Origin of the sequence: Streptomyces sp. PsTaAH-137, assembly GCF_003259365.1 — a bacterium.
Taxonomy (GTDB): domain Bacteria; phylum Actinomycetota; class Actinomycetes; order Streptomycetales; family Streptomycetaceae; genus Streptomyces.
Genome location: NZ_QLLY01000012.1, coordinates 244,174 through 270,049, shown reverse-complemented (window position 1 = coordinate 270,049; position 25,876 = coordinate 244,174). Strand labels below are relative to the sequence as shown.

The following is a 25,876-nucleotide window of genomic DNA, read 5'->3' as shown; positions in this document are numbered from 1 at the left end:
GGCGCGCCGCCGCTGCCCCCTATCGGGAGGCGCGCGGAGCGCAGCCTCAAGGGGAGGCTGCGCGAAGCGCCTGCCTCAGGGGCGCGGGGAACTGCGCGAGAAGCGGCCACCGGGCCGCGCGGGACGAACGACCTAGGGGCGCGGGGAACTGCGCGAGAAGCGGCCACCGGGTCGCGCGCGAAGAACTACCCAGGGGCGCGGGGAACTGCGCGACCAGCCACGACGAGAGCCGCGCACGGCGAACCACCCAGGGGCGCGGGGGAACTGCGCGACCAGCCCCCAGCCCCTCGCGGAGCTAAAGGCGCTGGACGTCGTCCTGGGACCCGGCGGGGGCCGGGATCGGGGCGGCGGAGCTGTCGTCGTCGGTGTTGATGCGTTCGATGATGGCGTCCCGCTCGGGGGTGTCCTCGGGCTTGATGAAGCCCAGGGCGATGTAGAGGACGAGGGACACGGCCAGTGGGATGGAGACCTGGTACTGGAGCGGGACGCCCCCGTCGACGTTCCAGCTGATCGGATAGTTGACCAGCCAGAAGGCCAGCAGCCCCATCGCCCAACTGGTCAGCGCGGCGGTCGGCCCGGACTTGCGGAACGGCCGCAGCAGCCCCAGCATCATCGGGATCGCGATCGGCCCCATGAGACCGGCGACCCACTTGATGACGACGGTGATGATGTCCTTGAAGGTGGGCGAGTTGACCTGCGTGGCGACGGCCATGGACAGGGCGAGGAAGACGACGGTGGTGAGCCGGGCCGCGATCAGCCCCCGCCGCTCGTTCCAGGACCGAGCTTTGGCGGAGAGCACCGGCGCGACGTCCCGGGTGAAGACGGCGGCGATGGCGTTGGCGTCGGAGGAGCACATGGCCATGGTGTGCGAGAAGAAGCCGACGATGACGAGGCCCAGCAGACCGTGCGGCAGCAGCTGTTCGGTCATCAGGCCGTAGGAGTCGGAGCCGTCGGGCTTCTGCGCGTGGACGAGCAGCGGCGACATCCACATGGGGAAGAACAGGACGGCGGGCCAGACCAGCCACAGGACCGCGGAGAGCCGGGCCGAGCGCGTGGCCTCACGGGGTGAGCCGGTGGCCATGTAGCGCTGGGCCTGGTTGAGCATGCCGCCGTTGTACTCGAAGAGCTTGATGAAGAGGAACGCGAGCAGGAACACGGCGCCGTACTGGCCGACCAGCGGCTTGCCGTGGCCCTGGAGCTCGGGCCGGTTCCAGGCGTCGAGGAAGCCGATGTGCTTGTCGTTGAGCTCCACCACGACGGCGATGAACATCGAGACGCCGGCGAGGAGCTGGATGATGAACTGGCCCAGCTCGGTGAGGGCGTCGGCCCACAACCCGCCGATGGTGCAGTAGACGGCGGTGATGGCGCCGGTGATCAGGATGCCCTGGTTGAGGGAGATGCCGGTGAACACCGAGAGCAGGGTGGCGATGGCCGCCCACTTGGCCGCCACGTCCACGATCTTCAGCAGCATGCCGGACCAGGCGAGCGCCTGCTGGGTCGGCAGGTTGTAGCGGTTCTTCAGGTATTCGAGGGGCGAGGCCACGTGGAGCCGGGACCGCAGCCGGTTGATGCGCGGCGCGAACAGGTTGGCGCCGATGGCGATCCCGATGGCGATCGGGAAGGACCAGGTGACGAAGGACGTCACGCCGTACGTGTACGCGATGCCGGCGTACCCGGTGAACATCACCGCGCTGTACCCGGACATGTGGTGCGAGATGCCCGACAGCCACCACGGCATCTTGCCGCCCGCGGTGAAGAAGTCGGAGACGTTGTCCACGCGTTTGTGGGACCAGACGCCGATCGCGACCATGATGCCGAAATAGCCGATGAGCACGACCCAGTCGAGACTGTTCATGTGCCCCCTCCAGGGGTCCGCCTTGTGAACGTTGCGGCTCTTCGTCAGTACGTCCGTTTCAGCGGGCGCCCCCGTGCGGGAGTGGGGACTTGGGGGATTGAACCCCTTGTTCGGTGGACCGGTCAAGAGTTCTCGTGGTCATGGATGTGAACTGAGATCAGCAAGTCGAACGATTTTGCTTTTTCGTGACCCTTCGGGGAGTTGTCGTGAACGTGACCGGGGCCACACCATGGGCGGGCCCTTCGTCAGTAGCCGGAAGCCCGAAAAAGGCAGGCAGACGCGAACGACCGCACGGGATGCGGGTCCCGTGCGGTCGCGTGAAAGGAGTTCCGGCCCTCCCTGGTCAGTGCATGAGTTCCCCCGCGTTCACCAGCAGTTGCTGGCCGGTGATCGCGCGCGCCCGGTCGGACGCGAAGAAGACCGCCGCGTCCGCCACATCGCCGTCCGTGGCGAGTTCGGGCAGGGCCATCCGTTCGGTGAGCCGCCCCAGGACCTCGTCCTCCGGTACCTGCTCGGTCTGCGCCGTGAACTGGACGAAGGCCTGCACCGGCGGGCCCCACATCCAGCCCGGCAGCACCGTGTTCACCCGGATCCGGTGCGGCCCCAGCTCCCGCGCCATCGAGTACATCGCGCTCGTCAGCGCGCCCTTCGACGCCGCGTACGCCGCCTGCCACACCTGGGTCGGCGCGGCCACCGCCGACTGCGTGCCGATGATGACGACCGAGCCGCCGCGCTCCTTCAGGGCGGGCAGGCAGGCCCGGGTCATCCGCAGCGTGCCGAGCAGATTCACGTCGATCACCTGGCGCCAGGTCTCGAAGTTGGCGTCCTCCAGACCGCCGAAGTAGCTGTCCCAGGCCGCGACATGGACCACCGCGTCCACCCCGCCGAACCGCTCGCGCGCCAGCTCGGCGAGGGCCGCGCACTGCCCCTCGTCGGTGATGTCCGTGGCGCGGTACGCGGTCCGGGCGCCGTCCGGGTCGAGCTCGGCGGCGGCCTTGGCCAGGTTGGCCTCCGTGCGCGCCCCGAGCACCGCGTTGCCCCCGTCGCGCACCACGGCCGCGGCCACCTGGTGGCCGAGCCCGGCGCCGACCCCGGAGACGATCACGGTCTTCCCGGCGAGCAGTCCACCATTCCCCATCGGTCGCCTCCTGGCTCTGGTCATCTTTCTGACGGAGCGTCAGAGTAGGTGCGTCGTACGGAGGACGGAAGGGGATCGGCATGGACACCCACAGCGAGACGTACGCGGAACTGGCGGCCGTCGGGCCGTACGGGGTGCGCCCCGGGCACGCCCTGATCACCATGGTCGAACCGCATCCGGGGCACGAGTACGCGTACAACCGCTGGTACGAGGACGACCACTACTACGCGGGCGCGATGGCCATGCCCTGGATGTTCGCCGGGCGGCGCTGGGTCGCCACCCGCGACCTCCAACTCCTGCGCCTCCCCGAGAAGTCGGCGGTCGCCGAGCCGGTCACCGCCGGCTGCTACCTGTCCACGTACTGGGTCACCGAGGGCCGCTACGACGAGCACATGAAGTGGACCGTCGGCATCAACAAGCGGCTGAACCGGGACGGCCGGGTCTACCAGGACCGCACCCACGTCTTCACGGCCTTCCAGGACCACGAGGCGACCGTCTACCGCGACGGGGCAGCGGGACCCCGCGACTTCCACGCGCTCGACCACCCGTACGCGGGTCTCGTCCTGGAGGTCATCGACGTCGAGCGGCCCGAGCAGCGGGACGGGCTCGTGGAGTGGCTGCGCGCGCGGCACCTGCCGAAGGCGCTCGCCGGCTCACCGGCGGCCATGGTGACGCTCTTCCGGCCGACGCCGCTGCCGGGCGACCGGATGACGTACGTGAAGCAGGTCGAGGGCGTCGACACCCGGCTGACGCTGCTCTGGTTCCTGGAGGCGGATCCGCGCGAGTGCTGGCAGGAGCGGTTCGCGGGGCTCGGGGAGCAGGTGGCGGGCGCGGGGCTCGGGGCGCGGGTGGAGCTGCTGGCGCCGTTCGTCCCGACCGTGCCGGGAACCGACACCTACGTGGACCGGCTGCGCTGACACGGTCCGCGGACACGGCCGAGCCCCCTCGGCCAGGACGGCGAACCAGTCGAGAGGGCTCCCACAGTGATGCTTGCGGTGCGTATGCGGTTGTTGAGCCGTGGTGCCTTGGTGCTGTCGTGCTCCGGCACACTCGGTGCCGTGGGCCTCTCGGCCCGGTCAGAACGTGCCCGTGCTCACCTCGTGCACGAACGCGCTCCACGAGCCGGGCGCGAAGCCGATCGAAGGCCCTTCCTCGACCTTCGAGTCCCGTACCGCGATCGCGTGGACCACGGGGGACTTGACCTCTACGCACGCGCCGTTGCCCGTGGAATACGAGGACTTGATCCAGGATTCCGTGGCGCCTTGCTGGATTGCCATGTTCGCTCCGGTTTAGCCAGTGGTCGACCAGGGGTCGAATTACGTCCCCGCTCCGTGATCCGGAGCGGTTCTCGCCAACGGTGGTGTCTTGGTGGCGTGATCGACGCTACTCGCCAACTCGGGTGCATGAAGCGGCCATTCACTCGACCGGATGGCATATTCCACTGGGGTCTTCCATTGGTCAGAGGCGAAGGTGTACCGTGCGGCGCCTTTGTCCCGAAGTCGTGGAGAGTGCCGAATCCGCCCGGAATTCGATCTTCCGGAAAGGCGGTCGGAGATCGCCGCCGGAGATCGTCAGCGGGCGTACTCCTTGGCGATCTCGGAGATGAACTGTCGCGATTGCTCCACGTTCAGCGCCTGTGCCCGCAAATGCTCGTACATGACGCTGTACTTCTGTACGTCGTTGGCCTTCTCCAGATACAGGTCACTGGTGACGCCCTCGATGTAGACCACGCTGGAGTCCGCCGCGTCGGGGAACTCCAGGATCGCGTACTGCCCGTTGAGCCCCGGGTGCGCGCCCATCTCGAACGGGATCACCTGCACCGTGACGTGCGGCATCCCGGACTGCTCGACCAGGTGCTCCAACTGCTCGCGCATGATGCCCCGGCCGCCGACCGTGCGGCGCAGCGCCGCCTCGTCCAGCACCGTCCACAGGCGCAGCGGGTTGTCGGGCGCCTGGATGCGCTCCTGGCGCCGCATCCGGACCTGGACGCGCTTGTCGATGTCCGACGGGGTCGTCTCCGGCAGCGCGCCGTTGATGAGCGCCTCGGCGTAGCCGCGGGTCTGCAACAGGCCCGGCACGACCTGGGGGTCGTAGACGCGCAGGCTCGCCGCGTCGGTCTCCAGGCCGATGTAGACGCTGTACGGGATGTCGCCGAAGGAGTGCCACCAGCCCTGCTGGCGCGAGTCCTTGGCCATCTGCATCAGCGAGTCCACGATGCGGTGGTCCTCGACCTCGTAGACCCCGCACAGGTCGCGCACGTCGCGCTGGCTGATGCTGCGCCGCCCGTTCTCCAGGCGGCTGATCTTCGACTGCGACACCAGCAGGCGCTCGGCGACCTCTTCGGCGGTCATGCCCTTGAGCTCCCGGAGCCTCCGCAGCTCCTGGCCCAACCGGCGTCGCCTGACGGTGGGATTGACGTTGGACGCCACGGGACGTGCACCTCCGGCTGCGTGCATTTTTTTGTACGTTGCGTATCTGCTGTTCAGCAGATTGCCACCAACGGGCCGCCACCGCTGCCAAACAGCGGATATGTATGGAGCACGCAGCTGTGGAGCGCCCCGCACGCGACCGCGCGGGGCGATGTCCCGGGCCCGGCTCCCGCGGTGCGGAAGACGGACGTCCGGTGCATCACCCCGCGCGGTACAGCGGCTCCCGAACCGGGTCTTGGGGACTGCGGTGCGGCGCTGTCGGTGCGGTTCGTACGGCGCGTCAGGTGCTGTGCCGGCGGCTCCCGAGTCTCCTCAGTGGGCCGCGACACGCGCCATGTGGCCGTGGTGCGACGGCTGCATCGGAACGCCCCGTGCGGGCTCCGGTGCTCCCCGGCCCGCCGGGGTGGCGGGCGAGCGGCGTGGCTGTGCGGCCACCCCGTTCTGGACGTCCATCACGGCGTGCGCCACGAGGCCGCCCATCGGGTCGTGCCTGATCAGATCCCGCAACCGGGAGCGGGACGATCGTCCCTCGTTCCCCGGGTACAGGTGCTTGCCGAGTCCGACCGCATGGGCCAGCGCGGCGAGCGCCGCGGTCCGTGGGTCCGGCGGGACGCCGGTACGGATCGCACTGTCCAGCCGGGCCCTGATCTCCCGGCTGATCGCCGTGTCCGTCGCCTGGTAGCGAGTCGTCGGCAACACCCCGCACATCTGGCCCGCCACGGCATGCACCATGCCGCACCGCTCCAGGTGCGAGAGGTAGGTCTGGCGAAGGCCAAGGCGTGGCCCGCCAATCCAGTGGACCGCCCGCACCGGAGCGCCGCGCCTTCGCAGCAACTCCAACGCGCAGTCCAGAGTCGGATCTCCGGTCGGCCGTGGTGCCACCACGGCGATACGATCCCCGTCTGGGGCTATCCGTCCGGCCAGCGCCAGCTCTACTAGCTGTGCTCCGGCCAGACCTAGGTCGAGCGACTGCGGCTGCGCTGTGGTACCCGTGGCCGGGTCCAGAGCGAGCAGCAGAAGCTCCTCCGGAATTGTTCTGCGGCTCCTGCCCATCCATGCCTCCCCGCGTGGATGAATGACAGGGTGACCCCTCTCACATCTGTCTGTCGAGAGCGCGTGGGGGCTTTGAGTGGGAACCAGTAGGTATGTCGTTCTCGTCTACCACGTGGGTTAAGCCCCCACACAGGACACTGGTACATGGTTCGGACAGCGCTGGTTTGCGTCGGCGTCTAGTGGTTAGCGGTCGAGGAGGCATCGGTGGCGGGGACCCCCGACAGGTCGGGAGAGCAGCAGGCGTCGGGAGGCCCGGGCTCGCAGGAGCGCGATCCGCGCCTCGCTGTGGCGCGGGAGACGAGCCCGGAGGTGGATCGCGCTACGGCGGTCTTCTCGGTCCGTGACGCGGCGGGGAAGGGGTCCGGTTCCGGATCCGGCTCCACGGGCACGGAGACGGGCGCGAAGCCGGAGGCCGGGGCGGCCTCCGGGACCGGTTCCGGCGCGGACGAACCCGGCGACGCGCGCCTGCGCGCCGCCGTGGCCGCGTGGGTCACCGGCGGCGGTACGGGTGACAGCGCGGGGGGCTCCGCCGGTGCGGGGTCCGACGGCGGCGAGGACGCCGGGCCTGCCGCGTCCGAGCGTGCGGACGACGCCGGGGACTCCGGCGCCGAGGACTCCGACGCCGGGGACTCCGGCGCCGAGGAGCCGGCTGCCGAGGCCGGTGACGACGAGCCCGCCGACGCGGAGCCCGAGGGTGCGCGGCCCGCGGACGACGGCGAGGGCGCCGAGGCCGCTGACGACGAGCCTGCGGCCGTGAAGGGCGCGGGGGCCGAGGACTCCGACGCCGAGGACTCCGGGGTCGAGGAGCCGACCGCTGAGCCCGCCGCTGAGCCCGCCGACGACGCCGAGGGCGCGGAGACGAAGGGCTTGGGTGCCGAGGGCTCGGGTGCCGAGGGCTCGGGTGCTGAGGCCGCCGACGCCGAGCCCGAGGACGCCCGCCCGGCCGAGGCCGCTGCCGCCTCCGAGGACGTTGCCGCCTCCGAGGACGACGACGCCGAAGGTGCCGGTGGCGAGGACGCGGACGTCGACGCCGAGCCCGCCGTGAGCGAGGCCGTGGCCAAGGCGGCTGCCCTGGACGCGGCGGCCGAGGCGGCCGAGGCCAAGCTCGTCGCCCCGGACCCCAGGAGCGCCGCCGCCAAGCCCGCGGCCCCGGAGCCCGAGTCCGGCGACGCCGAGGACGCCGAGGACGCCGAGGCGGAAGCCGCGGACAAGGACGCCGCTCCGGAGCCCGACGCCAAGAAGGCCGACCCCGACCCCAAGCCCCCGGCGGTGGACCAGCCCACTGCCGTCTTCAAGGCGGTTCAGCCGTCCGTGGATCAGCCGACCACGATGCTGAAGTCGCCCGCGGCCGGAGCCGGGAAGGCCGAGGCGAAGGGGAAGGCGAAGGAGGAGTCCGAGGCGGAGCGGACCAGCCGGTTCGTGCCGCTCAAGTCCCTCGATGAAGGAGCGGGCGCGGGCGCGGGTGCCGCGAAGGCGGAGACCCCCGCCGTCGCCGAGCCCGAGCGGACGCGGCAGACGCCGTTGCCGCCGAAGCCGCCGCTCGACCTGCTCGCCGAGCTGACCAACACCCCGCCCCCGCCGGAGACCCGCACCCGTACCGCGGTGCGCCGGGTCAAGGTGTGGACGCCGATCGTCTTCCTCCTGATCGTTGCGTTTGCGATCGTGCAGGCCGTGCGTCCGCTCCCGACGCCGACGCTTCAGCTCACCGCACAGGAGACCGTCTCGTTCGACGGCGGCAAGCCGTCCGTGCCGTGGCCCGGCCAGGGCCAGGCGGCGATGGACGTGAACGGCATCGGTACGTTCGGCACGTCCGGTGACCAGAAGCCCGTACCGATCGCCAGCATCGCCAAGGTCATGACGGTCTATCTCATCCTGCGGGACCACCCGCTCAAGCCGGGTGAGAAGGGGCCGAAGATCCCGGTCGACGCCGCCGCACAGAAGCACTACGAGACCGGCAAGGCCGAGAACGAGTCGGTCGTGAAGGTCACCGAGGGCCAGAAGATCAGCGAGTACGAGGCGCTCCAGGCGGTCATGCTGCCGTCCGCCAACAACATCGCCAAGCTGCTCGCCCGCTGGGACACCGGCAGCTCCTCCGAGGACAAGTTCGTCGACAAGATGAACAAGACCGCCAAGGAGCTGGGGATGAAGAACACGACCTACACGGACCCCAGCGGCCTCGACAAGACGACCGTCTCCACCGCCGCGGACCTCGTGAAGCTCGGCCGCGCCGCGATGGAGAACCCGGTCTTCAAGGACGTCTCCAGCCAGCCCAGCTACGTGGACCTCAACGGGGACAAGCAGAACAACTTCTTCGGGCTCGTCCCCACCGTCGCCATCGGCATCAAGACCGGCACCACCACCGCGGCCGGCGGCAACATCCTCTTCGCCGCGGAGAAGAAGGTCGACGGCAAGACCCAGACGATCATCGGCGCGGCCCTCGGCCAGTACGGGCACAACGGCACGGCGAACATCGACGAGGTCACCGGCGTCGTCCGCAAGCTGATCGAGTCGGGGCAGAGCGCGCTCACCGCCAAGAAGATCGTGACGAAGGGCGACGTCGTCGGCCAGGTCGACGACGGGCTCGGCGGCACCACCCCGGTCGTCGCCACGAAGGACGTCACCGCCGTCGGTTGGTCGGGCCTGACCGTCAAGCTGAAGCTGGACGAGCAGAAGGGCAGGACGCCTCCGCACTCGGCCAAGGCCGGCACCGAGGTCGGGGTGCTCAGCGTCGGCGACGGCAAGAACGATGCCGTCGAGGTGCCCGTCGCGCTGCAGAGCGACCTCGCCGAGCCCGGCTTCGGAGCGAAAATCAAGCGCGTCGGCTGACGTCGTTGCGGGAGGCTGGTGCGCACCGGCCTCCCGCGGCGCCCGTTCACAGGTGCCGTGCTAGCGTCGCGAGACCGGGGCAGGACCGGGGCGTTCGGGACGTACCCCTCGTACCCCTCGGTCGTCACAACGGTACGTACGGGGAGTGTCAGCAGTGGCCACAGCGGAGCCGACGCGTGCCGACGACGCGGAGCCGGGCTCGGAGCGCGGACGAATACGGCCCGCGCGCGGGGCGCTCGGCGCGGCGCGGGAGGCGTCCGCGCGGTTCGCCGAACGTCACCCCGTGCTCGCCGTCACCGCGATCGCCGGGGTCCTGCACCTCATCTGGTTCTTCACGTTCGCGAACAGTGGCGGTGACCTCGCCGCGCAGGACGCCTGGGCCGAGTTCGTGGGCCGGCACCCCGACTCCGCGTACAACCTCGCCTGGTACGGCGGCATGCACCCGGTCTCGTACAGCGTGGTGTCGCCGTATCTGATGTCCGTGCTCGGCGTGCGGACCACCATGATGATCGCGGGCACGCTCTCCGCCGCCCTGCTCACCCTGATCCTGATCCGTACGCGGGCCGTCGCCAAGCCGCTGTGGCCCGCGCTCGCCGGGGTCTTCGCGCTGCTGTGCAACGCCGCGTCCGGCCGGGTCACGTTCGGGCTCGGCATGATGTTCGGGCTCGGTGCCGTCGCCGCCGTCTTCTGCTGGCCGTACCGCTGGCGCTTCAAGCGGTGGGCGAAGGCCGTCGTCGCCGCGCCGCTCGCCGGGGTCGCGACCGCCTGCTCGCCGGTGGCGGGGCTCTTCGTGGGGCTCGTCGCCGTCGCGCTGTTCCTCCAGAAGAGACGGCCCGGGGCATGGGCGCTCGGGCTCGCGCCCGCCGCCGTGGTCGGGCTCTCCGCGTGGCTGTTCCCGTTCTCCGGGACGCAGCCGATGTCGTTCTGGTCGGCGCTGCTGCCGATGGTCTACGGCGTCTTCTGCTTCGTCCTCGTCCCCAAGGAATGGGTGACGGTCCGGATCACGTCCGCCGTCTACACCCTCGCCGTGCTGCTCGTGTGGCTGATCAGCTCGCAGATCGGCTCCAACGTCACCCGGCTCCCGATGCTCTTCGCGGGCGTCGCGCTGCTGGCCGCGCTGCCGTTCACCGTGCCGCGGTCCCGCAAGTGGTACGTCATCGTCGTGGCGTTCGTCGGGTTCAACGGGTGGATCGGCTTCAAGTCCGTCGACGACGTCGTGCACACCACGCCGGCCGCCTCCTGGGCCCGCGAGCTGGCACCGCTCGTCAACGAGCTCCAGCAGGTCAGCGCCGAGCGCGGCCGTGTCGAGGTCGTGCCCGCCCGCTCGCACCGGGAGGCGTCCGCGCTCGCGCCGTACGTGAACCTGGCGCGCGGCTGGAACCGGCAGGCCGACATGGAGCGCAACCCCCTCTTCTACGACGACACTCTCAACTCCGCGAACTACCACGAATGGCTCAAGCGGTGGGCCGTGCACTACGTGGTGCTGCCCAAGGGGGAGCCCGACGGGTCCGGCGGTGAGCGGGAGCGGGAGCTGGTGCAGCGCGGGCTGCCCTATCTGAAGCAGGTGTGGGGCGACGCCAACTGGCAGCTGTTCGCCGTCACCGATCCGACGCCGCTGGCCGAGCCGCACGCCGTGGTCGACGCCGCCGAGCAGGGGGAGCTGACCATCGAGGTCACGCAGCCCGGGCGGGTGCTGATCCGGATTCCGTACTCGCCGTGGCTGTCGGTCGTCGACGCCGACGGGAAGAGTCTGGGGACGCCGCAGGAGACCGAGGCGTCGAAGCGGGCGCGGGAGGGCGACGACAGTCTGCCCCGGTCGTTCTCCAATGCGCACGGGTGCCTGATGGAGACCGAGAAGGACGACTCCGGCGACCAGTGGACGGTCCTCCTCGCCCCGAAACCCGGCACCTACCACTTGGCGGCCCCCTACCAGTGGTCCCGCGGCACCCCGTGCCCGGAGGAACTCCGCTGACGCCGGCCCTGTCGGGTTGTCTTTTAGTCTGCGGCCCGGTGGGGGGCTGGTCGCGCAGTTCCCCGCGCCCCTGAGATGCGCACTTCGTGCGGCATCTCATCGGGGGAAGGCGCGCGAAGCGCAGCCTTCAGGGGCGCGGGGAACTGCGCGAGAAGCGGCCACCGGCCCGCGGACGGCGAACTACCCAGGGGCGCGGGGAACTGCGCGAGAAGCGGCCACCGGCCCGCGGACGGCGAACTACCCAGGGGCGCGGGGAACTGCGCGAGAAGCGGCCACCGGCCCGCGGACGGCGAACTACCCAGGGGCGCGGGGAACTGCGCGATCAGGCGCCGCGCAGCAGCTCTGCCAAGCGGGGCAACTGGCTCGGGTCGTCCAGGGCCGAGCCGACGGCGACGACGCGGGCGCCCGCTTCAAGGTAAGCGGCAGCGTTCCCGGCATCGACACCCCCGGTAGCCACGAACGGCACCTCGGGAAACGGCCCCCGCATCGCCCGGAACCACTCCACCCCCAGCACACTCGCCGGAAACGCCTTGAGCCAGTCCAGCCCGAGCCCCCGCGCGGCCTGCACATCGGTGGCCGTCGCCACCCCGGGCAGATGCGGCAACCCCGCGCCGGCGCTGGCCCGCACCACGGCGGCGTTCAGCCCAGGGGCCACGGTGAAGGCGGCCCCCGCCGCCACCGCCCAGTCCAGCCGCTCGGCACTGGTGACCGTCCCGGCCCCCACCGGCTTCCCCCGCTCGGCCCCGGCGGCGACGACGGCACCGAGCACCCGCGCCGCCTCCTCGCTCTGCACCGGCACCTCGACACACTCGATCCCCAGGTCCCAGGCCCGCGAGGCCAGCTCGACGGACCGGTCGGCGGACATGCCGCGCAGGATCGCCATCACCGGCACCCCGGCGAACAGCGCGTCGAAGGTGGTCCCGGCGGGGTTGTTGTCGGTCACGGTCGCCATCCCAGCTCCTTGGAGATCGTCTCGGCGGTGGTCAGCAGATCGGGCAGGACGTCACGGACGAGCACGTCGAGGCCGGCCCGCACCTTGAGCGCGGTCACCGACACGGCCGCGACGACGGCGCCGCCACAGTCCCGTACGGGGACGGCGACACAGTTCACGTACGACTCGTACTCGCCGTCGTCGACGGCCCAGCCGCGCGCCCGCACCGTGGCGAGTCCCGCCCGGTAGGCCGCGGGGTCGGTGATCGTCGTAGCGGTGCGCGGCGCGAAGTCGCAGTCGGCGAGCAGGAGTTCGGCCTGCTCGGGTGGCAGGAACGCGAGGATCGCCTTCGCGGCCCCGGCCGTGTGCAGCGGCACGGGCCGCCCGATCTCGGCGTACAGCCGTACCCCGTCCGCCGGGTCGACCTTGTCGGCGTAGACGATCCGTTCGTCCTCCAGCGCGGCGAGGTGCACGGTGTGCCCGCAGGCCGCGCCGAGGGCCCGCAGCGGTTCGGCCGCGACGTCCCGCAGCCCGAACTGCTCCCGGGCCAGCTGGGCGAGCCCGGCGAGCCGGTACCCGACCGCGTACCGCCCGTCGGGCAGCCGCCGCGCGAGGCCGCCCTCGGTGAGCGACTCCAGGATGCGCAGCGCCGTCGAGCGGTGCACGCCCAGGTGGTCGCCGACCTCGGTCTGGGTGCGGGGGCTGCGGGCGACGTACTCCAGGATGTCGATGGCCCGCCGTACGGTCTGGGACACGGGATCACCCGCTCTCTTCCGGGGCGGTGACGGCGGGGACGTAGTCCTCGATGCTGCGCAGGGTGCGCCCGGCGAGCCGGTGCCCGAGGGTGAGCCGGTCGCGCCGCGCCGCCCCGGCGAGCAGCCCGCCGAGATACCCGGCGGCGAACGCGTCCCCCGCGCCGACGGCCTCCACGACCTCGACGGCGGGCGCGGCCACGAACTCCCGTACTCCCGCCTCGAACACGGTCGCGCCGACCGCGCCGTCCTTCACCACGAGGGAGCCGTGCGGCGCCAGATGCGCGTGCAGCTCGTCGGCGGTCGCGGTGCCCCACAGGGCCTCACCCTCGTCCCGCCCGACGAACACGACATCGGCCCGGCGGGCGAGGCCGAGCAGTGTCTTCGCCGCCTCTCCCGCAGAACTCCACAGCGCAGGGCGGTAGTTGACGTCGAAGGAGACCAAGGTGTCCTGTTCGGCGGCCCGTTCGGTGAGAGAGGTGACGGCTTCGGCGCAGCCCTCGGACAGTGCCGGGGTGATCCCGGTCAGGTGAAGGAGCCGTACGCCGTCCAGGTCGATGCCCTCGGTGCCGGCGGCCGTCATCCGGGAGGCGGCCGAGCCGCGCCGGTAGTAGTGGACGCGGGTGGTGCCGTCCGGGCCCGGGTCCTTGAAGTAGACGCCGGTCGGGGCGAGCGGGTCGACGGTCACCTGTGTGACGTCCACCCCGCGGCCCGCGACCGCCGCGACGATCCGCCGTCCGAACGGATCGTCGCCGACCCGGCTCACCCAGGCCGCGCGATGCCCCAGATCGGCGAGGTACTGCGCCACGGTCGACTCGGCGCCCGCGACGGCGAGCCGTATCTCCCGGCTGTGCTCAAGGCCCGCGCCGTCGGCCGGGGTCAGCTGCGCCATGGTCTCCCCGAGGCAGATCACCTCGGGGCGGTTCGGGGACGGCACGGGCGGCTCCTGTCATCGGCGTGGACGGGCTCCGGCCGACGCTAACAGGCACCCTGCAACGGGCGTGCACATGATGCAACAGCATCGCTCGGGGCTGCCCGCAAACCGGGTGCGCCCGCCCCGCGCCGCCCGGCATGCTGCGCACCATGCCCTTCCTGACGCAGCCCGCCATCGCGCCCGGCACCTTCTCCCGCACCCCGCAGCCCACCCTCCGCACGGCCGACGGCGAACTCGCCCTGCGCCCCTTCGAGCCCGCGGACGCGGCCGCCGTCCACCTCGCCTTCCAGGACCCGGTGCTCCAGCACTGGCACCTCCGCTCCATGGACTCCACGGACGAGGCGGGGGAGTGGGTGGAGTCGGTGCGGGAGGGCTGGCGGAAGGAGACCTGCGCCCAGTGGCTGGTGGTCCGGGCCGACGACGGGGCGCCGCTCGGCCGGATGGCCCTGCGGGAGCTGAACCTGGAGGACGGGGTCGCCGAGGTCGGCTACTGGGTGACGGCGACCGCCCGGGGCCTCGGCGTCGCCCCCAGAGCGCTGACCGCGATGACGGACTGGGCCCTGGCGGCCGGCTTCCACCGCATCGACCTGGAGCACTCCACCGGCAACGAACCCTCGTGCCGCGTCGCGGAGAAGGCCGGATACCCGCTGGAGGGCATCCGGCGCAGCTCCGCCCTGCACGCGGACGGCTGGCACGACATGCACGTCCACACCCGTATCCAACAGGACTGACCCTGCCGGGAGTTGGGCGCGTCAGGACAGGGCGAGGACGGCGACGACCGGAGCCGCGTACAGCAGCGGGAACCCCACGTGGGCGAACCAGCGGGCCCGCACCACCGTGACGACGGCCCCCGCGAAGTACAGCACCAGGCCGATCCCGGCGATCACGCCGATCACCGGCACGGCGAGCCCGGCCAGCAGGCCCACGGCCCCCGCCGCCTTGGCCGCGCCCAGCCACGGCAGCCAGCCGGTCGGGATGCCGTAGTCGGCGATCGGCTTGACCACCCACTCGGCGCGGAGGAAGACGGAGACGGCCGAGAAGGCGGTCATGGCGGCGGCGATCACGGTGAGAACGACAAAGGCGACGGACATCGAGGGCTCCTCGGCTCAACAGGTCGTCTGCGCTGCGGAATTGATCCGCTGCCTGTCTGACGCGCCCCGCGCCGGAAGTGTGACAGCGCGGTCGCGGCCGGCCTCGTGCCGAAGCTGCCCGAAGTCCTCTTGACAGCATGCGTACGGTTTCGCGACCTTTGAGCCGGTGGGGGAACAGGGGGCCCATACGGTGAACATCACCACGTACAGACCCGGTGAACTGAGCCCGTCGCTGCGTGCCGCCTGGCACGAGACCATGGACGACGCGCCGGACTACCAGAATCCCTTCCTGTCACCGGAGTTCGCGGCCGGCGTCGCCCGGCACCGGCCCGGGGTGCATGTGGCGGTCCTGCGTGAAGGGGGCGAGGCGGTCGGCTTCCTGCCCTACGAGCGGGGCCCGCTCGGTGTCGGCCGGGCCATCGGCCTCGGCCTGTCCGACTGCCAGGCGCTGGTGCACCGGCCGGGCGTCGGCTGGGACACCCAGCAGCTCCTGAAGTCCTGCGGGCTCGCGGTGTTCGAGTTCGACCACCTCGTGGAGGAGCAGAAGCCCTTCGGCCGGTACGTCACCGGCACGTTCGCCTCCCCCGTGCAGGACCTCAAGGACGGCGGCCACGACTCCTACCCGGAGTGGCTGCGGGCGACGTACCCGGGGCAGGCCAAGACGATGCTGAAGAAGGAGCGCCGCCTGACCCGGAACGCGGGGGAGATGCGCTTCGTCTACGACGCGCACGACCCGGCCGTGCTGCGCCGGCTGATGCGCTGGAAGTCGGCCCAGTACCGCCGCACCGGCCGGATGGACCGCTTCGCCCGACCCTGGATCGTGCGCCTGGTGACCGACCTCGCCACCGTCCGGGAACCCCACTTCACCGGCGTGCTCTCCGTCGTCTACGCGGGCGAGCGCCCGGTCGCCGCGCACTTCGGCCCCACCTCCCGCACGGTCTTCGCGGGCTGGTTCACCGCGTACGACCCCGAGTTCAGCTACTACTCGCCGGGTCTGATGATGCATCTGCGGATGGCCGAGACGGCCGGCCGGCGCGGCATCCGGATGATCGACTGGGGGCGCGGCGAGAAGGAGTACAAGGACTGGCTCAAGACCCGTGAACTGCGCGTCACCGAGGGCTTCGCGGGCCGCCCGCACCCGGTGGCGGCGGCCCACCGCCTGTGGCGCCGCCCGGTCCGCGGCCTGCGCAACACGGTCCTGGCCCACCCCAACCTCCGCGACCGCGCCGACCGCCTGCTCAGGACGGTGGGCGCGCTGCGCGGATAGCGGTGCCGCGGCCCCTCAGACCTTGCGGCCCACGCCTCCGTAGAACCCGATCCGGCCCGCCTCCGCGGGTGGCGGGGAGTCGGGCCGCCAGTACGAGATCTGGGCGAGGCCCGGATCGACCAGCTCGAACCCCTCGAAGAACCGCTCCACCCGCTCCTTGGCCCGCAGGTTCAACGAGGCGGAGGCCTTGCTGCTGTACCCGGCCTCGGCGTTCCTGCGGTCGGCGAAGTCGCCCGTGGCGTGCGACAGCACCAGATAGCTTCCGGCGGGCAGCGCGTCCCGCAGCTCGGCGGCGACCCGCTCCGGCTCGTCGGCGTCGGTGAGGAAGTGCAGCACGGCGACGAGCAGCAGCACCACCGGCTCGTCGAAGTCGATCAGCCGCCGCACGTCGGGGTGCCCGGTGATGCTCCCCGGATTCCGTACGTCGCCCAGGACTATGCCGGTCGAGCCGGTGCGGCTGAGCAGCGCGTCCCCGTGCGCCTTCACGATCGGGTCGTTGTCGACGTACGCGACGCGCACGCCCTCGGGAGCGACCGCCTCCGCGATCTCGTGCACGTTCGGCGCGGTGGGCAACCCGGTCCCGATGTCCAGGACTTGACGCACCCCCTGCCCCACGGCGAACCGCACGGCCCGCTCCATGAACGCCCGGTTGGCCCGCACCCCGTCCCGCGCCTCGGGCGCCACGGCGATGAGATCCTCACCGGCCTGCCGGTCCACGTCGTAGTTGTTCTTGCCGCCCAGCAGGTAGTCGTAGATCCGGGCAGGATGCGGCCTGCTGGTGTCGATCACCCCGGCCTGCATGTCGTCCCGCTGCACGTCGTGCTCCCTCCGCGATCAAGTGCGAACAGCTTCGCACATCAACTAATCATGTGGGTGCGGCAGTTGGCGGCGAACCGCTGACGAGAAATTCCCGCCCCTCATGTCATGAGAAGTCCGCGCCCAGCCCTCTCTTCTCCGACCGGCCGCCCGCGTTCATCGAGCGCCGGAGTCCCACACGACAAGGGAGGTTGTTGGACAGTGGAGCTCACAGCCGCACTCCTGTCCGTGCTGGCCCCACTGGCCCCCGCGGTCAAGGGCTGGCTCGACAGCGTGGCGCAGCGCAATCGCGCCGTGGCCAGGGCCGAGATCATCCGGGCCCGGCGCCTGAAGCACGACGGCGGACAGGAACGTGAGGAAGGCGATGACTGAGCGGGAGACGGTGACCGCCACCACTTTGGCGTCGCTCTACGAGAGGAGCCGGGGCGGCTATCTGGCGGCGGCCCGCAGCGCGCTGCTCGCCAGAGGCGTTCCGGAGTCGGTCGCCTCCGCCGAGGACATCGTGCAGAACGCCTTCACCAAAGCCCTGCGGAACCCGGCGGCCATTCGTCACCCGCCCAGCTATCTGCATCAGCTGATCCGCACCGAGGTGGCCAACAGAGCTCAGCAGCAGGCGAATCACCGCCGGCTGGAGGCCCGCCGCGCGGCGGATCCGCTGCGCCGCGACCCGGTGCAGGTCGCGGACTTCTCCGCGCTGGTCGCGAACCGCGGCGCCGTGGAGCAGGCCATGGCCGACCTGACGCCCGCCCAGCGCACCGCGGTGTGGGCGACGAAAGCACTGGGCTGCACCCAGAACGAGGTGGCGACACTGCTGGGCAGGTCCCCGGGCACCGTCGCCACACACGTCTCCCGCGCCGTGGCGCTGCTGCGCGCGAGCCTCGTTGCCGCGCTGGTGGCGGTCATCGCGTGGGCGGCGGGCGGCCGTTACCCCGGAGGCCACCGGCAGCGGGCCGAACCGGCGAGGGGTCCCGACAGCGGGGCGGACCCGGAATCGCTGTACGGCCACTGGCCCCAGATGCTGCCCGTGCTCCTGGTGGCATCGCTCCTGGCGCTGGCGTACGGCACCGCCGTGTGGGCCCGGCGCCGTTCCCCGGGCGACGGGCCCATGCCGCGGCTCCGGGGGTGGCTGGGGCTGAGGCGCACGCGAAGAGCCTGGTCGAGGGCTGTGAAGGAGCTGTCCCTGCCGTTTTCCGCGCTCGCCGTCACCCGCGACTCCGTCCTGTTCGCGGCGCACGACGACGCCGATCCCGACACGGTGACCAGAGGGGTGGCACTGCTCCCCGCGTACCTGCGGGCCCGACTGGGCCGCACGGTCCGCGTGGAGATGAAGCGGGTCCCTGCGCGCCGCCCCCGGACCTCTGCCAACACCCGCCTCACCGACCTCTTCGCCCTGGCCGGCTGGTCCAAGGGCGAACTGGCCCGCCTGGTGAACCGGCAGGCGGCGGCTATGGGCCACCCCCGACTGGCGACGGACACCTCACGGGTACGGCGGTGGCTGGACCTGGGTGAGATCCCCCGCGACCCGGTACCGCGCGTGCTGGCGGCCCTGTTCACCGAACGGCTCGGTCGCGTGGTGACGATCGACGACCTGGGCCTGACGCGCCGAGGACGCACCTCGGGAGCCCCCTCCGCCTACGCCGAACCTGAGGGGCTGCCGTGGGCGCCGGAGCGTACGGCAGCGGTCCTCACCGAGTTCACGGGCATGGACCTGATGCTGAACCGGCGGGGCCTGGTGGGCGCGGGTGCCGCCCTCTCGGCGGGAACGGCCGCGGTGCCGCGCCCGCCGGAAAGTGCCGGTCCCCGACTGATCACGCTGCCGCGGTCGTCGACCATGGAGACCATCGGGGTCCTGGATGCGGTGTGCCGAGCCCCGCAGGGAGTGCTCACACAGACCCAACTGGAACTCTGCCTGCCGGAATCCGACCCGGCGGTGACGACCAGGGCCCTCTCCACGCTCGTACGAGAGGGCTACCTCCAACGCCTCCCCGGCAACGAGTACGCGCTCGCCCAGCACCGGCCCTGACGTCAGCCGGCGTCATCCGGTCGGCCGGGAGGTCAAAGGCCCCGGACCATGATCGGTCCGGGGCCTTTGCGCTGGTGCCCCCGGCAGGATTCGAACCTGCGACACCCGCTTTAGGAGAGCGGTGCTCTATCCCCTGAGCTACGAAGGCGGGACAAGGCGGCGAAGGTGGTGCGGCGCCGTCGCGGACAGTGTAGCGGAGGGTGGTTTGGCGGGGTGTAGGGCTTGGGGTTGCGGGGGTGTGGGGGGTTCGGGGTGCTTTGGGGCCGGGGGTACGGGGTTACGGGGTGGTCAGGGTTTTCAGGAGGGTCGTGGCGCCTGTGTGGATCGACGGGGAGTCCGCGCCCTCGGTGTAGAGGTGGGTGAAGCGTTCCGGGGAGAGGGTTGTGCGGACCGCTGATTCGCAGGTTCGGCGGTGTTCCGTCATCTCCGGGGAGCCCAGGTGCGGGGTGCCCAGGATGTTCCAGGCGCGGTCGACCAGGCCGAAGATGCGGGCCGCCAGTTCCGGGCGGTGGTCGCCGGTGGCGGCCAGGGCGAGGGAGTCCAGGGTGACCGCGATGCCGTAGAGGTCGTCCAGGTGGCACTTGGCCTCCAGGGACGAGCAGAGGGGCTCGATCGCCTCCGCCGGTCTGCCCTGGGCGATGCACAGGTTGCCCCAGACGTAGTCGGCGTAGGCGCCCGCCCACATCTCGCCGATCCGGGAGGTCAGCTCCTTGAGGCGGTCGACGCGGGCCCGGACCCCGTCGGCGTCCCCGAGCATCAGGTGCGCGTAGCCCCAAACCGGCAGCGAGATCAGCTCGATGATGCGCGGGCCGGTGCGGGCGGCCTGTTCGTGCGCCGCCTCGTAGAGGGGGAGGGCCCGGTCCGGGGCGCCCTGGAGGGTCAGGGCGCTGGCGTGCACGCACAGGGCGCCGGCCAGCGCGGGCTCGTCGGCGTGCCTCTCGGCCAGCGCCCGCGCCTCCGACGTCAGACGGCTCGCGGCCTCCAGGTCGCCCTGGCCGACGGCGACCATGCCGCACGACCACAGCGCCCGCGCCGCCCCGCGCGGCCGGTCGGGGGCCAGGGCCAGGGCGGCCTCCGTGTAGTGCCGGCCCTCGCGCAGATGCCCGCAGCAGAACCAGAAGTAGACCAGGTCGCTCGCCATCTCCAGGGCCGTGTCCGGCTCGGTGAGCAGGCAGGTGTCGAGGGCGGCCCGCAGATTGGGCAGCTCGGTGGCCGTGCGGGCCTGCCACTGTGCCTGGTCGGGGCCGATCCACTCCTGCTCGCCGCGGTGCGCCAGGAGCCGGTAGTAGTCGCGGTGGCGCAGCCGCAGCCGGTCGCTCTCGCCGAGCCGGTCGAGCCACTCGGCGCCGTACTCGCGCACGGTGTCGAGCAACCGGTAGCGGCAGTCCTCCGGCGGGCCCTCGCGCAGCAGGACGGACTTGGCGACGAGGCCGTCGAGGACCTCGGTGAGATCGCAGTCGGCGAGCGGGTCCACGCTGCACACGAAGTCGACGGCCCGGGCGTCGAAGCCGCCGGGGAAGACGGAGAGCCTGGCCCACAGCAGCCGCTCCTGCGGGGTGCACCACTCGTGGCTCCAGCCGATGGTGGTGCGCAGGCCGCTGTGCCGGACGGGCCGGTGGACCGTCGGGACGCAGTCGTCGAGACCCTCGTCGCCGACGGGCGGCTCGGTGCCGGCGTTCGACGACAGGACGTTCAGGCGTTCGTCGAGGCGGTGGATCAGATGGTCGGCCGAGGTGGCGCGCAGGAGTCCCGCGGCCAGTTCGATGGCGAGCGGGACGCCGTCCAACAGGGCGCACAGGCGGGCCAGTTCGTCCTGGTCGGTGTCCTGCGGGGCGTGCTCCTCGTCCGGCCAGGCGCGGGCGCGCAGCAGCGCCGCGGCCTCGCCCTCGGGGCCGGTCTCCATGGGGCCGACCGTGACGCGGTGCTCGTCCGGGATGTCGAGGGCCTGCCGGCTGGTGGCGAGAACGCGCAGTCCGGGCGCCGCCGCGAGCAGCGCCCTCGCCAGCTCGGCGCACTCCTTGACGAGGTGCTCGCAGGTGTCGAGGACGAGGAGCAGCTCGCGGTCGCGCAGATAGTCCGAGAGGACGTCGATCAGGGGGCGGTTCGTCTGGTCGGCGACCCCGAGCACGCCCGCGACCGTGTGTTCGAGCAGGTCGGGGGAGAGGACCGGGGACAGCTCCACCAGCCAGGCGCCCTGCGCGAGGCCGGGCGCGGTCCGCGCGGCGGCCCGCAGCGCGATCCGGGTCTTGCCGATGCCCCCCGGGCCGGTGAGGGTGACGAGTCGTGCGGTGCCGAAGGCCTCCAGGACCTCGTCCGTCTGGCGGGACCGGCCGATGAACGCCGTCGTCTCCAGGGGCAGGTTGCCGTGCTTGGGGTTGTTGCTCTGCGTGGCCATGGGGGGAACTCACCTCTCCCAGCGGGATTCCGAGGACTCCACTGGTGGACCGGTTTCCAGACACGGAGCGTTGCACACCGGGAGACCGCCTGTCACTCGAACGGGGGACGCTTGCCGAATGCAGCCGGGAGTCGGCCGAAGGGTGGGCTGTGCAGGCATCTTGACGCGGGGCGGGGACCGGGACGTACCGTCCGGTATGGCCTCGTCCCCGGAAGACCTGAGAGCCCTGGAAGCCCTGCTCACCGGCCCCGGTGCGCCCTTCGCCGTCGTACGTGACGAGGCCGGGCGCCTCGCGTACGCCGAAGGGCCGCGCACGCTGCGGGAGTTCGCCGAGACGACCTGGGCGTTCGGTGACACACCGTTTCTGATCGCCGACAGCGGGCGGCTCACGTACGGCGAGTTCTTCGCGGCCGCGAGCGCGCTGGCCCGCCGTTTCCTGGCCGCCGAGGACGAGGGTGGCTACGGTCTGCGGCCCGGCGACCGTGCCGTCATCGCCCTGCGCAACCATCCCGAGTGGCAAGTCGGCTTCTGGGCAGCCCAGTTGGCCGGCCTGGTGGCGGTGCCGCTGAACTCCTGGTGGACCGCCGACGAGATCGCGTACGCCCTGGACGACTGCCGCCCGCGCGTGCTGTTCGTCGACGGGGAACGGTACGAGCGCGTCGCGCCCTGGCTGGCCCGCGCCGAGGACGACGAGCGGCCCTGGACGCTGGTCTGCCACGAGGAGGGGCGGGAGGCGTCCGGACCGCGCGTCGAGCGGTACGCGGATCTGCCCTTCGCCGATCCGCTGCTCGGGCCGCCCGATGTCGAGGTGTCGCCGGACTCCGACGCCACGATCCTCTACACGTCCGGCACCACGGGCCGCCCCAAGGGGGCCGTCGCCACCCACCATGCGCACATGGCCGCGATCGCCAACCCCCGTTATTTCGCGGCGCTTTCCTCGCTCGGGCGGGGTGTCGTGCCGGGGCAGGGGCCGCTCCTTCCCGGGCTGCTCACCTTCCCCTTCTTCCATGTCGCGGCCTTCACCGGGTTCTACGCGGCCATGGCGGCGGGCGGCACGCTCGTCCTGATGCGCAAGTGGGACACCGACGCCGCGCTCGCCCTCATCCATGAGCACGGCATCGGGAGTTTCGGCGGAGTGCCTGCCACGGCCCTGCAACTCCTGGCGCGGGCCGATGAGTTGGACGACGACCTGCCGACTCTGACCATGTTCAACACGGGTGGGGCCGCCGCGCCGCCGGAACTGGTCGCCCGGCTCACCGCGCGCTTCGGCGACCGTATCGAGCCCCGCAACGGTTACGGGCTCACCGAGACGCTGGGCGGCATCAGCGCCAACTTCGGGGAGCAGTATCGGCGGGTTCCCGGCAGTGTGGGGCGGCCCGCGCCGGCCGTCGAGGCGCGGGTCGCCGATCCGGCCGGCGTGGAGCTCGGGGAGGGGGAGGTGGGGGAGCTGTGGTTGCGGGGGCAGTGTCTGATCCGGGGGTACTGGGAGGATCCGGCGGCGACCGGGGCGGCGTTCACCGACGACGGGTGGTTCAGGACCGGGGACCTCGCCGAGATCTCCTCCGGCGGGCTGATCAGTGTCGTCGACCGGATCAAGGACATGGTGATCCGGGGCGGGGAGAACGTGTACTGCGTCGAGGTCGAGGGGGTGCTGCACGGGCATCCCGATGTGCTGGAGGCGGCTGTCGTCGGGGTTCCGCATCCGGTGCTGGGGGAGACTGTCGCGGCCGTGGTGCGGGTGCGGGGTGGGTCTGGGCTCGATGCCGCCGGTGTGCGGGAGTTCGCTGCGCGGGGGTTGGCCGGGTTCAAGGTGCCGGAGCGGTTGGTGGTGCAGGAGGCCGAGCTGCCTCGGAACGCTACGGGGAAGGTGTTGAAGCGGGAGCTGCGACGGGGGTTCGCGTAGCGGCACCGGCCCGGTGGGGGCTGGTCGCGCAGTTCCCCGCGCCCCTGGGCTGTCTTTCGGGTGCGGCCCGGTGGCCGCTTCTCGCGCAGTTCCCCGCGCCCCTGAGATGCGCACTTCGTGCGGCATCTCATCGGGGGCCCGGGGGGAGGCGGCGCGCAGCGCATGCCTCAGGGGCGCGGGGAACTGCGCGGGAAGGGGCCACCGGGGGTTGGTCGGGTGGCGGCCTATCAGGGGCGCGGGGGCTGCGGGGAATGCCGCGGCGCAGCGCGCACCCCTATTTCCGGGTTACCGACACCCGGTAATCGCCGGAGGCGTCCACCCCGGTCACCGCGATGCGGACCCCCGATTTCCGGTCGCGGAAGACCTCGCCGGGGCGCCACGTGGCGTCGGAGAGTTCGGCGTGGACGTTGGGGCGGCGGGTGCAGCCGCCGGAGTCCGGGGTCGCGTCCTCGACGGTGACGGGCCCGTGCCCGGTGTCGACGTCGGCGTCGACCCGGTAGATCAGCACCCCGGGCCGGCACACGGTCTCGTCGTTGCCGCCCGGCGTGCGCACCTCGACCGCGAACCCGGTCTTCCCGGTCAGCGGCACGAACGCCATCTTCGTACCGCCCCCTTGCGCCGACATCGGTGAGATCAGCTGCTGGGTCGTGCCCGGCTGGGCCGCGCAGCGGACCTGGGAGTCGTCGAGCCAGCCCAGCTTCCACTTGTGCCAGCCGAGCAGATCGTTCCCGACGCCCCAGTCCTCGCTCATGATGTCCCAGTGCCCGACGGCGCCCCCGCCGTCCGCGGTGTAGAGGTCGGGCAGCCCGAAGACATGCCCGTTCTCGTGCGGCAGCACCCGGTACCCGGTCTCCGCGTACGAACCGGAGCCGTCGTCCTGCCGGGAGTACACGAAGGACACGTTCGACAGCGGCGCCCCGTCGGCGACGGGGGCGTCGTGGTTGCCGGCGAAGGTCACGGAGAGCACGGTGTCCAGGGCGGAGGGCCCGGCGTTCGGGGTGACGAGGACGTTCACGAGGTCGTAGGCGCGGAAGTCCACGTCCGGATCGGCGGCGGCCACGATGTCGTCGACCAGCTCGCGGTAGCCGGGGTCGAAGGGGGCGCCGCGCTCTATCCCGTACGCGCTGAACGCCTTCGGCATCCGCAGCCAGTGCTCGACCGGGGCCTCGGGAACGTAGTCGAGTCTTCCGTACGAGGCGGTGGCGAACCAGCGCTGGGTCTGCGGGAAGAACTCCGCGAGCCGGTCCGTGGCGCTGCCCTCGCCGGGGGCGTCGGGGAAGTCGACCATCAGGTTGAGCGCGCGGACGGTGCCGGTCGAGCGGGCGTAGCCGGAGGCGGTGGGGACGCCCTCCGACATCTGGACGCCCATCGCGCCGCGGATCATGCAGGAACCGAGGGAGGTGGCCCGGGCCAGCGCCACCGGCCCCGCGGCGGTCGCCCGGCTGTCGACGGTCCGGCCGGTGCTGGCGGTCATGGTCAGCGCGAGAGCCACCGCGGTGGCCCCGGCGAGCAGCGCGCCGCGCCGGCCCCCGCGTATCTGCTGCCGCATCCGATCCGCCTCACCCTCGTGGTCCGGGGTCCGTTTCGATCACCCTGTGTCGAGGTGCGGCGTGTCGCGCGCTGGGTGCGCCGATCGTGGGTTTCTGCCGTCAAAGGCGTGTGAGGCAGGTCACATGGAGGTCGGGAAATAACCGGGGACGTTTTCCCCGTTTGGCATAGGTGTCGACGAAGCGGGGATCCACTCCCCGCTTCACGGACCCGGACCCCGATCAATGCCAGAGGAGACCGTCGTGGCCACCGCCCCCGTGACCGAGCAGCCGCAGCGCCGCGCCCCGCGCCCGCGGGCCGACGCCGTGCGCAACCGGGAGCGGATCGTGGCCGCCGCGCGCGAGCTGCTCGTCGAGTACGGGACCGAGCTCCCGCTCGACGAGGTGGCCCGCCGCGCGGGCGTCGGCAACGCCACGCTCTACCGGAACTTCAAGGACCGCGGCGAGCTGATGCACCACGTCGTCCTGACCGTCACCGACCACGTCACCGACCACGCGGAGAAGGCACTCGCCGCCGAGGAAGCCGGCGAGAGCAGCGCGTTCGAGGCGCTGCGGACCTTTGTGCACGCGGCCGCCGACGAACGCATCGGCGCCCTGTGCCCGATGCTTCAGGCCGCCTTCGACAAGGACCACCCGGACGTCGTCGCCGCTCTCGACCGGCTCACCACCGGCATCGAGGACCTCATCGGGCGCGCCCGCGACGCCGGGCAACTGCGCACCGACATCGGCGTCGGCGACCTGATGGTCGCCCTCTCCCAGCTCACCCGGCCGCTGCCCGGCACCGCGTGCCTCGGCTTCGACCGGTACGTCCACCGTCATCTGCAGCTGTTCCTGGACGGCCTGATGGCACCCGCCCGCTCGGAACTCCCGGGCGAGGCCGCGACCTTGGAGGACCTCCGCCAGGGCTGAGGTCCCGGCCCGCCCTTTTACGCAGTAGGCGCTAC

20 protein-coding genes, 1 tRNA gene and 2 pseudogenes are annotated in these 25,876 nt (G+C 71.8%); 10 read left to right on the top strand and 13 right to left on the bottom strand.

Annotated elements, in window-relative coordinates; genetic code table 11:
• Positions 1-295: 295 nt before the first annotated feature.
• Positions 296-1,855, bottom strand: coding sequence for a sodium:solute symporter family protein (locus K377_RS26640; protein WP_111666042.1), 1,560 nt, complete (start codon positions 1,853-1,855; stop codon positions 296-298).
• Positions 1,856-2,198: 343 nt separating this feature from the next.
• Positions 2,199-2,993 carry an SDR family oxidoreductase gene (locus K377_RS26635; RefSeq protein WP_111666041.1) on the bottom strand — a complete coding sequence of 265 codons (795 nt, stop codon included), beginning with the start codon at positions 2,991-2,993 and terminating at the stop codon, positions 2,199-2,201.
• Positions 2,994-3,073: 80 nt separating this feature from the next.
• On the opposite strand from K377_RS26635, the gene K377_RS26630 reads away from it, so the two are divergent.
• The gene (locus tag K377_RS26630) at positions 3,074-3,910 is read left to right on the top strand and encodes a hypothetical protein (protein WP_111666040.1); all 837 of its coding nucleotides are present in this window, start codon (positions 3,074-3,076) and stop codon (positions 3,908-3,910) included.
• A gap of 159 nt (positions 3,911-4,069) precedes the next feature.
• On the opposite strand, the gene K377_RS26625 is transcribed toward K377_RS26630, so the two are convergent.
• From K377_RS26625 to K377_RS26615, 3 genes are all read right to left on the bottom strand, one after another.
• Complete coding sequence (locus K377_RS26625; protein ID WP_111666039.1) at positions 4,070-4,270, bottom strand: DUF397 domain-containing protein; 201 nt, start codon at positions 4,268-4,270, stop codon at positions 4,070-4,072.
• 294 nt (positions 4,271-4,564) lie between these two features.
• Positions 4,565-5,422: a helix-turn-helix transcriptional regulator gene (locus tag K377_RS26620; protein ID WP_111666038.1), complete on the bottom strand. Its 858-nt coding sequence runs from the start codon at positions 5,420-5,422 to the stop codon at positions 4,565-4,567.
• Positions 5,423-5,734: 312 nt separating this feature from the next.
• A complete protein-coding gene (locus tag K377_RS26615) occupies positions 5,735-6,475 on the bottom strand; it encodes a GPP34 family phosphoprotein (RefSeq protein ID WP_111666037.1) in 741 nt (246 codons plus the stop codon).
• Positions 6,476-6,679: 204 nt separating this feature from the next.
• Between K377_RS26615 and K377_RS26610 the strand changes: the two genes are divergently transcribed.
• Both K377_RS26610 and K377_RS26605 read left to right on the top strand, forming a co-directional pair.
• A complete protein-coding gene (locus K377_RS26610; protein WP_111666036.1) occupies positions 6,680-9,301 on the top strand; it encodes a D-alanyl-D-alanine carboxypeptidase in 2,622 nt (873 codons plus the stop codon).
• 154 nt (positions 9,302-9,455) lie between these two features.
• Positions 9,456-11,273 (top strand): MFS transporter, encoded by a 1,818-nt coding sequence (locus K377_RS26605; RefSeq protein WP_111666035.1) that lies wholly within the window; start codon positions 9,456-9,458, stop codon positions 11,271-11,273.
• Between the two features lie 322 nt (positions 11,274-11,595).
• Here K377_RS26605 and K377_RS26600 read toward each other — a convergent pair whose 3' ends face one another.
• From K377_RS26600 to K377_RS26590, 3 genes are read right to left on the bottom strand one after another with little or no spacing between them, the layout of a single operon-like run.
• Entirely contained in the window at positions 11,596-12,225 is a 630-nt protein-coding gene (locus tag K377_RS26600; RefSeq protein ID WP_111666034.1) for a bifunctional 4-hydroxy-2-oxoglutarate aldolase/2-dehydro-3-deoxy-phosphogluconate aldolase, read from the bottom strand.
• Entirely contained in the window at positions 12,213-12,959 is a 747-nt protein-coding gene (locus K377_RS26595; RefSeq protein ID WP_111666033.1) for an IclR family transcriptional regulator, read from the bottom strand. The genes K377_RS26600 and K377_RS26595 overlap by 13 nt, the downstream gene beginning before the upstream one ends.
• Positions 12,960-12,963: 4 nt before the next feature.
• Positions 12,964-13,893 carry a sugar kinase gene (locus K377_RS26590; protein WP_111666032.1) on the bottom strand — a complete coding sequence of 310 codons (930 nt, stop codon included), beginning with the start codon at positions 13,891-13,893 and terminating at the stop codon, positions 12,964-12,966.
• A 146-nt stretch (positions 13,894-14,039) separates the two neighbouring features.
• Between K377_RS26590 and K377_RS26585 the strand changes: the two genes are divergently transcribed.
• Positions 14,040-14,621: a GNAT family N-acetyltransferase gene (locus tag K377_RS26585; RefSeq protein ID WP_111666071.1), complete on the top strand. Its 582-nt coding sequence runs from the start codon at positions 14,040-14,042 to the stop codon at positions 14,619-14,621.
• Between the two features lie 21 nt (positions 14,622-14,642).
• Here the strand turns inward: K377_RS26585 and K377_RS26580 are convergent, their stop codons facing one another.
• Positions 14,643-14,981, bottom strand: coding sequence for a DoxX family protein (locus K377_RS26580; protein WP_111666031.1), 339 nt, complete (start codon positions 14,979-14,981; stop codon positions 14,643-14,645).
• A gap of 190 nt (positions 14,982-15,171) precedes the next feature.
• Here K377_RS26580 and K377_RS26575 point away from each other — a divergent pair, with 190 nt between their 5' ends.
• Positions 15,172-16,248 (top strand): GNAT family N-acetyltransferase, encoded by a 1,077-nt coding sequence (locus tag K377_RS26575; RefSeq protein ID WP_111666030.1) that lies wholly within the window; start codon positions 15,172-15,174, stop codon positions 16,246-16,248.
• 15 nt (positions 16,249-16,263) lie between these two features.
• On the opposite strand, the gene K377_RS26570 is transcribed toward K377_RS26575, so the two are convergent.
• Positions 16,264-17,049, bottom strand: coding sequence for an SAM-dependent methyltransferase (locus K377_RS26570; protein ID WP_181512649.1), 786 nt, complete (start codon positions 17,047-17,049; stop codon positions 16,264-16,266).
• 216 nt (positions 17,050-17,265) lie between these two features.
• Between K377_RS26570 and K377_RS41760 the strand changes: the two genes are divergently transcribed.
• The 3 genes and pseudogenes from K377_RS41760 to K377_RS42395 all read left to right on the top strand — a co-directional run.
• Entirely contained in the window at positions 17,266-17,436 is a 171-nt protein-coding gene (locus K377_RS41760) for a hypothetical protein (RefSeq protein WP_161195098.1), read from the top strand.
• Positions 17,429-17,917: pseudogene (locus K377_RS42400) on the top strand (RNA polymerase sigma factor); the annotation flags it as partial. The gene K377_RS41760 and the pseudogene K377_RS42400, both read left to right, overlap by 8 nt.
• Before the next feature lie 471 nt (positions 17,918-18,388).
• A pseudogene (locus tag K377_RS42395) lies at positions 18,389-18,832 on the top strand (hypothetical protein); the annotation flags it as partial.
• Positions 18,833-19,159: 327 nt separating this feature from the next.
• Here K377_RS42395 and K377_RS26560 read toward each other — a convergent pair.
• Both K377_RS26560 and K377_RS26555 read right to left on the bottom strand, forming a co-directional pair.
• Positions 19,160-19,235, bottom strand: a tRNA-Arg gene (locus tag K377_RS26560).
• A 129-nt stretch (positions 19,236-19,364) separates the two neighbouring features.
• Entirely contained in the window at positions 19,365-21,482 is a 2,118-nt protein-coding gene (locus K377_RS26555) for an NB-ARC domain-containing protein (RefSeq protein ID WP_111666027.1), read from the bottom strand.
• Positions 21,483-21,678: 196 nt separating this feature from the next.
• On the opposite strand from K377_RS26555, the gene K377_RS26550 reads away from it, so the two are divergent.
• Positions 21,679-23,385, top strand: coding sequence for a class I adenylate-forming enzyme family protein (locus tag K377_RS26550; protein ID WP_111666026.1), 1,707 nt, complete (start codon positions 21,679-21,681; stop codon positions 23,383-23,385).
• A gap of 274 nt (positions 23,386-23,659) precedes the next feature.
• Here K377_RS26550 and K377_RS26545 read toward each other — a convergent pair whose 3' ends face one another.
• A complete protein-coding gene (locus tag K377_RS26545) occupies positions 23,660-24,934 on the bottom strand; it encodes a M6 family metalloprotease domain-containing protein (protein ID WP_111666025.1) in 1,275 nt (424 codons plus the stop codon).
• A 223-nt stretch (positions 24,935-25,157) separates the two neighbouring features.
• On the opposite strand from K377_RS26545, the gene K377_RS26540 reads away from it, so the two are divergent.
• The gene (locus K377_RS26540) at positions 25,158-25,841 is read left to right on the top strand and encodes a TetR/AcrR family transcriptional regulator (RefSeq protein ID WP_111666024.1); all 684 of its coding nucleotides are present in this window, start codon (positions 25,158-25,160) and stop codon (positions 25,839-25,841) included.
• Positions 25,842-25,876 lie beyond the last annotated feature (35 nt).